This is a genomic window from Eisenbergiella massiliensis (assembly GCF_003435485.1).
In genome coordinates this window covers 61293-69299 of record NZ_QVLV01000028.1, presented here as the reverse complement: position 1 = coordinate 69299, position 8007 = coordinate 61293, and the positions used below count along the sequence as shown (strand labels likewise).

At 44.9% G+C, this 8007-nt stretch carries 5 protein-coding genes; 2 read left to right on the top strand and 3 right to left on the bottom strand.

Going from position 1 to position 8007, the window contains the following annotated elements:
- The first annotated feature begins 176 nt into the window (after nt 1-176).
- Nucleotides 177-1688: a GH25 family lysozyme gene (locus DXC51_RS25500; protein ID WP_025490978.1), complete on the top strand. Its 1512-nt coding sequence runs from the start codon at nt 177-179 to the stop codon at nt 1686-1688.
- Between the two features lie 18 nt (nt 1689-1706).
- On the top strand, nt 1707-2207 hold the full coding sequence (locus DXC51_RS25495; protein ID WP_025490977.1) for a hypothetical protein: 501 nt from the start codon (nt 1707-1709) through the stop codon (nt 2205-2207).
- A gap of 250 nt (nt 2208-2457) precedes the next feature.
- On the opposite strand, the gene DXC51_RS25490 is transcribed toward DXC51_RS25495, so the two are convergent.
- The 3 genes from DXC51_RS25490 to DXC51_RS25480 all read right to left on the bottom strand — a co-directional run bounded on the left by DXC51_RS25490 (nt 2458) and on the right by DXC51_RS25480 (nt 7972).
- The gene (locus tag DXC51_RS25490; RefSeq protein ID WP_025490976.1) at nt 2458-4359 is read right to left on the bottom strand and encodes a 5'-nucleotidase C-terminal domain-containing protein; all 1902 of its coding nucleotides are present in this window, start codon (nt 4357-4359) and stop codon (nt 2458-2460) included.
- Nucleotides 4356-6515, bottom strand: a complete 2160-nt coding sequence (locus tag DXC51_RS25485) for a hybrid sensor histidine kinase/response regulator (protein WP_081745518.1) — start codon at nt 6513-6515, stop codon at nt 4356-4358. The genes DXC51_RS25490 and DXC51_RS25485 overlap by 4 nt, the downstream gene beginning before the upstream one ends.
- 152 nt (nt 6516-6667) lie before the next feature.
- Nucleotides 6668-7972, bottom strand: a complete 1305-nt coding sequence (locus DXC51_RS25480) for a type II restriction enzyme (protein ID WP_025490974.1) — start codon at nt 7970-7972, stop codon at nt 6668-6670.
- Nucleotides 7973-8007: the final 35 nt, after the last annotated feature.

The following is an 8007-nucleotide window of genomic DNA, read 5'->3' as shown; positions in this document are numbered from 1 at the left end:
ATGTTTTTTGTTGTCGTTCCGGAAAGCTCTCCAATTTTTTGCCACTGTAAATTAGAATATCATAATCTACCCTCTTCCCTTATCTACTAAACTAAATCAAAAATTTTCCATTCCTCCTATCCCTCTTCCAAATCACCGCCTTATCCCCTCATCCCCCACCGAAAGGAGCCCCACCCATGCCCAACACCACCGCCACCGCCGTCACAAACGCCAACCACCTCATCACCTCCGGCGTCGTCTACATATACGGCCTGAAATACGAGCCAGTAACCCAGTCTAAAATAAACACCCTGGCAGCAATGTATCCCAACATATACACCCCCGCCATCAAAAAACTGGCACTTGCCAAGATCGGCAGAACAGGAATCGACTGCTCCGGCTTCGTATGCCATTCTTACGGAATTCCTCACATTAACAGCACCCAGCTAAAAGCCAGAATGACACACCTATACAAGGTTTCAGATCCGCAAAACCTACAAAACGGAATGCTCATCTGGCGAAGCGGCCACATCGGCATCGTGGAAATTGACGATACCGGCGAAGCATGGATACTAGAAGCCAAGGGAACCGCCGAAGACCTGGTAAAAACAAAATATACCACCCGTTCCAAAGCTTTCACCTACTACGGAGAGCTTGCCGGCATAGATTATTCCGCCGCAAAGAAATATGAACCAGCTTCCCGCCCACAATCCCCTGCAATCATCCGTGAATTAATCGACATATCTCATCACAACACCATCAATCTCACTCTTGCCGCCACAAAATACAAAGATATCATCATCCGAGTCGGCTACAGATCCTACAGCTCCGGAGCCCTTACCCTGGATAAAAAATTCCTCTCCCACGTAAATGAAGCCCTTAAAAACCACATGAATCTCGGCTTCTATATCTATGACCAATCCATCAATGAAACCGAAGCCCGACAGCAGGCGGACTGGCTTTGCGAACAAATCCGCCCCTTCCCTGCCTCCTACCCCATCTTCATTGATTCCGAATATTCCAATTCGAACAAAAATGGCCGCGCCGACAATATCACGAAAGAACAGCGTACAAAAAATATCGTCGCATTCTGTGAACGCATCCGGGAACTGGGCTGCATTCCCGGCGTCTACGCCTCCGATAACTGGTTCAAAACCATGCTGATTTTTGACCGGTTGAAAAACTACCAAATCTGGTGTGCAAGATATTCCGCAAAACCTCCCACCATTGGCCATTATGATATATGGCAGTATGGCTCCTCCTTCATCCCCGGCTCAGCCGCCCCAATTGACGTAAACCATTTATATAAAGAATATCTCACTCCCTCAAAACCTGAAGAAACAGCCTGGAACGAGGTCACTGCTACCGCCCTCAACGTAAGGGACAAGCCGTCCACAGCAGGAAATATCATCGGCCTCATACATCAATACGATAAAGTAAACATCTATTCCCTGCAAAACAACTGGGCCAAAATCAGTCCCGCCGAAAACAAATGGTGCAGCTACAGCTACCTCCGCTCACATAAAGGCCATGTGGTAAACTGCAGTAAGCTGAATTGCAGAACTACCCCCGTTTCCGGTGACATAAGCTTTATTTTATCCCGAAACAATACCGTTAACATTCTACGCCAGGATGCAGTATCCCACTGGTACTATATAGAATTCAACGGTCATACAGGCTACGTATCAAACAAATATATCTCTCTGTAGAAAGGTTTTTCCCAAAACATGGATATCATAATAGATTCTTTAAAAACATATGACAACGTAACAATCCTCGGCGTCATTCTATTTCTGTCTTCTATTATTTCATGCGTATCCAGGCTGCTTAATACCCTCGGAAGTCTGCTGAATAAATATTACCGGAAAAGAAAGGGCCTTGAGGATAAAAATAATTCTTTCGAAAACACTCTTAACAGACACCAATCCGACATAGAAACCTTAAAACAATACGAAACCGAAACACACAACGACATAAAAGAAATAAAAAACCTGTTGGAATCACACATTCAAAGGGATAACGAACGCACCATCTCTTCCTTCCGCTCCACACTTTACAGGCTCCACATGGAATTTACGAAGCAGAAATACGTCACCCCGGAAGGCCTGAAAACCTTCAAGGAAATAGGAAAAGTCTATGTTGAAGCCGGCGGTGATGATATTTATCACGATAAGCTTGAACCGGAAGTCCTAAAACTCCCCATCAAATATGAAGAAGATATCCTGTGAAATCCAGTGCCCCTTCCTGCATACCCCGCAAAAAAAGGAACTGACTTTTTCCCTCCGGAATCAGTCAGCTCCATATCTTGTTAAAATAAATCCCGTATCCAGCCGAAAAGGACCTTCGCCGTTAATCCTCTGTTTGAAACCTGTGATTTGTACCATAGGTCCTCAGACAGATGATACTACCTTATAGATAAAATAACCAGGATTTCACCTTAAGGCTTTCATCTTATCGCTATCTTTAGGTGTTCCTATCCTAATTCTTTTCCACCTTATTAACATCCCGCTCCATTGGCAGGCTGTCCTTATACCCTTTCATTCCCGTCTTACCATATTCCGTGGCAATGTCCAGAATCGTTTTTTCTTCCTCTATCTGCAGATCTGTAAGGTAACTGTCAGGGAGATTCTCATGCAGGGCGGCAACGGTATAACTTCCGGACTTTTCTACCGGTGTGCCGTCCTCAAGCCGGATTGACTTGATTTTATGGTCTGATGTAAATTCCACATCCAGACCCGATGTTTCATAATAGAATGGGGATGTCATTCCGCCCTTATCATAGTAGTATTCATTATTAAGCTTATTATCAATCTGTTCCCAGCACATTCCGTCTTCAAGGAGCTCATAAAGCTTTTCCCCGGAGATTGTCCCTGTACTCATTTTTGCCCATCCGCTCGTTCCGTCAAAAGCCATTATGCAATTACGGCTCAGAGCCCAGGAGTAAATATCGCCTTTATAGAATTTGGCCGCGATTCCGGTCGTAGGATTATTAAACTCCCCTTGCTCATTTATCGCCGGAGTAATCATGCCAATCTGTGTGCCGGCATAATTCCGGAGTGCATCCGCAAAATACTGTACTGTCTGTTCCTCAGTAAAATCCTCTTTGGCAGTAAACAGATACTCTCCTGTATACGCTTCTGTCGTTTCATTCTTTTTCAGTTCATCACAGCGTTTTATGTATTCTTCCTGTGAGATCAACCCATTCATCATATTTTTCAATTCCGCAGCAGATGCCGCCAGCGTATTCATATCTATATTCATAGGCGCAAAATGATTCTGTCCCAGCACGTCCTGATAGGAGTCAGTAATATTAGTAAGATCCCCCTCAAAACCTCTTAAAAAGGAATAACAGGCATCTCCGCGCATAAGCCCTCTCTGACCTTCCTCGGTACTCAAAAGATCAAGAATCCTGAGTCCAACCTCCAGCTTTTTTTCATTTCCTTTTTCACCCAGTTCTTTATTCAATGCAAAGTACCCTGCCGTTGCGGTAGGATAATAGGCATCCGCCGTTCCCGTGGTAAAAAACGGGATCAAACCATACTCATGTACCTCATCAGACTCAAAATTTCCAATCAGACCATAAAATGTGGCGATTTCCCCATTATCAAACCGTTTCCGCTGGCTCGCGCCCGTCTCATTTAATCCATAAGGGAAAATACCATCCTCGAACCATCGTATATAATTGGCAATATAAGGTTCGATTACCCCTTCCCCTTTTGCATTTCCCTTGACAAAATTATAAAACCAGGCCGAACCCTCAGGTGTGGAATAAAAATCGGCCGCCATCGTACAGGCAAGCATATTAGAATAAGTTCCGGCTTTATCCCAGGAAGCGCCCACACACTGTATCCCTTCTTTTTCCACCTGTTCACATAAAGCGACAAGTTCATCATAACTATGCGGTTCCTTCCATCCATGTTCCCGGAAAACATTTTTATCATACACAAGCCCTGTCAGACTGGTGAAATTCGGAATGAAATAAACCTCCCCATCCATATTCATGGAATCAATTGACTGGGTTATATACCGATTGAGCACATCATACGAAGATAAATCCAGGAAGCTGTCCTTATATGTATCCATCTGAAGGTCATTTCTGGTAGTTACTAACAGGTCAGGAATATCATGATGCTCGAGGCGTTCCGCCACATCCAGGGTGAAATTCGAGCCGCCGTACATCTCAACACGGATCTCCATATCAGGATATTCCTCCCGCACCTGATCCAGGATGCTCCTTGGAACATAACGGGTCTTGCATGCATTGATTGTAAATACGTTGTCTTCCTCTGGCTTTTTACCGCAGCCTGCGCAAAGCAGTGCCAGCAATATCATGAACAGACAGCAGGCCGCCCCTCTTTTATACACTTTTTTCAGTTTCATGTCCTTTTCCCCTTTTCCCTTTGCAGTTTTCTTTTGTGGCGGGTCAGTAATTCGATTTGTCTGCCCAAAGCCACAAAATCCAAAGGTTTTGAGAGATGGGCATTCATCCCGGCTTCCTCCGACTCTATGATATCTTCCTGAAATGCATTCGCAGTAATGGCAATGATTGGGACACTCTCCGCATCCGCCCTTTCCAGCCGCCGTATTCTTCTGCTGGCCTCGTATCCCCCCATTACCGGCATCATGACATCCATAAGGATAACATCAAAATATTCCGTTGGACTCTCAGCAAACTTTTCCACTGCTTCCTGCCCGTTTTCTGCCGTAATCACAAAAGCTCCCATTTCCTGGAGCATCTCAACGGCAATCTCCCTGTTCATTATATTATCCTCTGCCAACAGTATTTTCCTGCCGCAGATAGCTTCTGTGCTGTCCTCAGGCTCTTCCTTATCAGCCTTTATTCCATTCGGATCCAGCTTAAGCTCAAGATCAACGATAAAACAGGAGCCTTTTCCAGGCTCACTCTCCACTTTTATCGTCCCATGCATCAGTTCCACCAGATTCTTAACAATGAACATTCCAAGGCCGCTTCCTTCAATAGAATCAATAGTGGAATCCTTTTCCCTTGTAAAGCTTTCAAAGATGTGCTCTATAAACTCCTTCTTCATTCCGATTCCATTATCCCGGAATTCCATATGATAATGTGCATATTCCCCTGACGCCCCGGGAGTTTCCACGATTGACAGCCTGATCTCCTCTCCCTCCGGCGTGAATTTCACCGCATTGGACAGGATATTGATGCCGATCTGGTTCAGATGCAGCTTGTCCCCGATCACATATTCATTCCGGATATCCTTCTCAATTGTAAAATGCTGCTTCTTGTTATCCGCAAGAGGCCCGATCACAACTCTGATATCCTCAATAAAGTCTGATATGTTCATCGGTTTCTCCGCAATTTCAAAAGCGCCCTCACTGATCTTTGATACATCCAGAATATCATTGATCAGTGACACCAGATACTTTCCGGAAATCTGTATCTTATCAATATATTCCAACGCCTTCTGCCTGTCATCTATATTGGCCGCCGCCAGGGTCGCCATACCGAGCACGCCATTCATAGGCGTCCTGATATCATGAGACATGTTTGCAAGGAAACGGCTCTTTGACTCGTTTGCCTTATGCTCATATTCCAACTCAATTTCCTTCTGCTTCTTTTCTGCATTAATCCTGTAAAAAAAGTGAACAATTCCGCCTATCCCTGCCGCTGCAAGCAGAATGAGCACAGCAACAAGCATCCCCGTCATCCGGGTATAATTATGCATCTCATTGTTCACCACATCGACCGGAACCATGAGCAGCTGCTTCCATCCCACAACATCAACAGTAGTGTAACTCAGGTAAGCGTCCCTGCCTTTTGCCTTGATCTGCATGATCCCATCGTTTTTCCCCGAAAGGAGCTGCTCCTCCAGATTCCCCAGTTCAGGATTCTCCTTCTCCACTGCATTGACTATATTATACGCATCCATACTGTCTTCATGGATGGAGCGTGCCACTGTGATCCCATCCGCATCCAGCAGGTATACATCACAGGACTCCTTAAAAGCGTTAATATTCATGTTCTCCAGCATCGACTGGACCTCATAGCAGATTCCTGCGCCTTCAATTAAATGTCCATCCAGTTCAAAAGGCTCAACAGGCCTGGCAAACAAAAGAATTTCCGTACCATCGTAGTCCGTAGCCGGAGCCACCACATTTTCTCTTTTGGAGATGACCCTGTAGATGCTCTGGGAATTATCAAACTGCAGCTTGCTGATTTTGCCTGTCTCGTAGATGAAAGAACCGCTTTTATCTATAAAAAACAAATGGGAATACCCCCAGGTCTGTTGATAGTCTGAAAGGAAACTTACCAACTCCTCCTTTGTACCGCTTCCATATATCAGGTAATAATCCCGTATAAAGGTGTCCAGGACATTCCAGTTTGTCTCACACTGGTCAGAAAATCTCTCAGACAGCTGGTGCGCAATCTCCACCAAATGCCCGGAACTCTCCCTGTAAATTGTCTTCTGTGTCTCATATACCATAGCCGCTACGGTGCCGGCTATGGCTAATATAATAAATGCAGCACCAATCATATTTCGTATTCTATGTTTTTTCATATTATCATCATACGCTTTCTGCGATCTGCTCTTTTGATAATCTTAACACAATTATCTGATAATTGTTATGGAAAGAAGTCATTATAAAAGGGTTACTTTATCACATTTTCCGCTTCCTTCCTGCCCAGTCACGTGCGCCTTCCCTTCACAGCTTACAGCTTCATCAGATTCCCAATCCACTTCAGCCAACCGGCCACCGAACTCGCCCGCCGCGCCACCTGCCCCTCATTGCATACATGTAGCGCCCTCATTTCATCAGCTATCTCCTTTTTATCCGGCACCTCTCCCGTTTCCATCATCACGTCAAAAAAATCCGCAAATATCCGATGCTCCAATATCAGTTCCACCAGCTTCAGCTGACGCTTCTTATAATTCAGCCTGAAAATACGGTTGCCCAGTGCGGTCAAAGACACCACCTTCTGCCCGTCATCCGCAGTTTTTTCAAATAAACCAAGATATCTCCCCGCATTAAAATAATAATCCGACTGCCGCAGGTCAAAATCCATAAGCTCCGCAATCTGCTGCGTTGTCATGGGATTTTCATACATATTTTCCAACAGCGAAATTACCCGATCCATGGAATTGGCCTGAATAAATGGTATTTTGGTCCCTTCCATGTTGTCATCGGTTTTCACAGCCGTATTCCGACGGACCTCCAGAAGATTCTGCCTGCTGATTTTCGTATCCTGCAGAGAATAATTCTTTGCCTGCACCAGCTCTATGGAGGAATAATCCTCCGGTGTGGCAAAACGATACTCAAACAGCCGGTAAATCATATTTGAGTATACGGAAAAAACAAGTCTTATCGGTTTCTTCACCCTGCTTCGCCAAAGCCTGTAAGGATAATACAGCTGCCTTACATGAAAATCCTCATGGACCACATTTTTAGCCTCCATGATCACCACCGAGGCCTCGTTTTCAAAACCGCCGTCAATTTCACACTGCGCATTATTGACACTGATTTTCCTTTTGATTTTCCGATAAGTATCCACCTCAAAGTCAAAGCAACCTGTTCCCATCCGGCCGTTAAAGGTGGAAACATTACCGCTCGTTTCCAGAAAATCATCCAGAATCCCTGAAATGATCAGTACATTGATTGCATTAGCCTCAGAGCTGATGTTATTTATGTCAATGGTTTCATAATCCGGCAGCTCCACCTGCTTCATCCGCGTCACCGGCTCATCAAGCTCCGGAATTTTCTGATAGAGGATAAAATCCCCCAAAACATAGGAGCTGCGGCTGTCCGGCAAAATATTGATCCTATTTTTCCGCAGCACCTCAGGCAGGGAATCCGTGCTGTCCCATTTTGCCATCAGCCGCGGTTCCCTGAACTCCTTAATCTGGCTGGCCTTAATAAGAAAATAGCCGTTTTTTTCGACTTCCTCCAAAACATGATATTTTTCAATAATCGCCTTCCACGCTTCATTTGCGGAAAGACCTTCTTTTCTTTCGGCCATGTTTCCGACTCCTCATTATAATTACCTTTTTACCA

Bases quoted from the DNA above. Each gene is read 5' to 3' on its own strand.
- DXC51_RS25500 (WP_025490978.1), top strand. From the start codon at position 177: ATGCCCAACACCACCGCCACCGCCGTCACAAACGCCAACCACCTCATC.
- DXC51_RS25495 (WP_025490977.1), top strand. From the start codon at position 1,707: ATGGATATCATAATAGATTCTTTAAAAACATATGACAACGTAACAATC.
- DXC51_RS25490 (WP_025490976.1), bottom strand. From the start codon at position 4,359: ATGAAACTGAAAAAAGTGTATAAAAGAGGGGCGGCCTGCTGTCTGTTC.
- DXC51_RS25485 (WP_081745518.1), bottom strand. From the start codon at position 6,515: ATGAAAAAACATAGAATACGAAATATGATTGGTGCTGCATTTATTATA.
- DXC51_RS25480 (WP_025490974.1), bottom strand. From the start codon at position 7,972: ATGGCCGAAAGAAAAGAAGGTCTTTCCGCAAATGAAGCGTGGAAGGCG.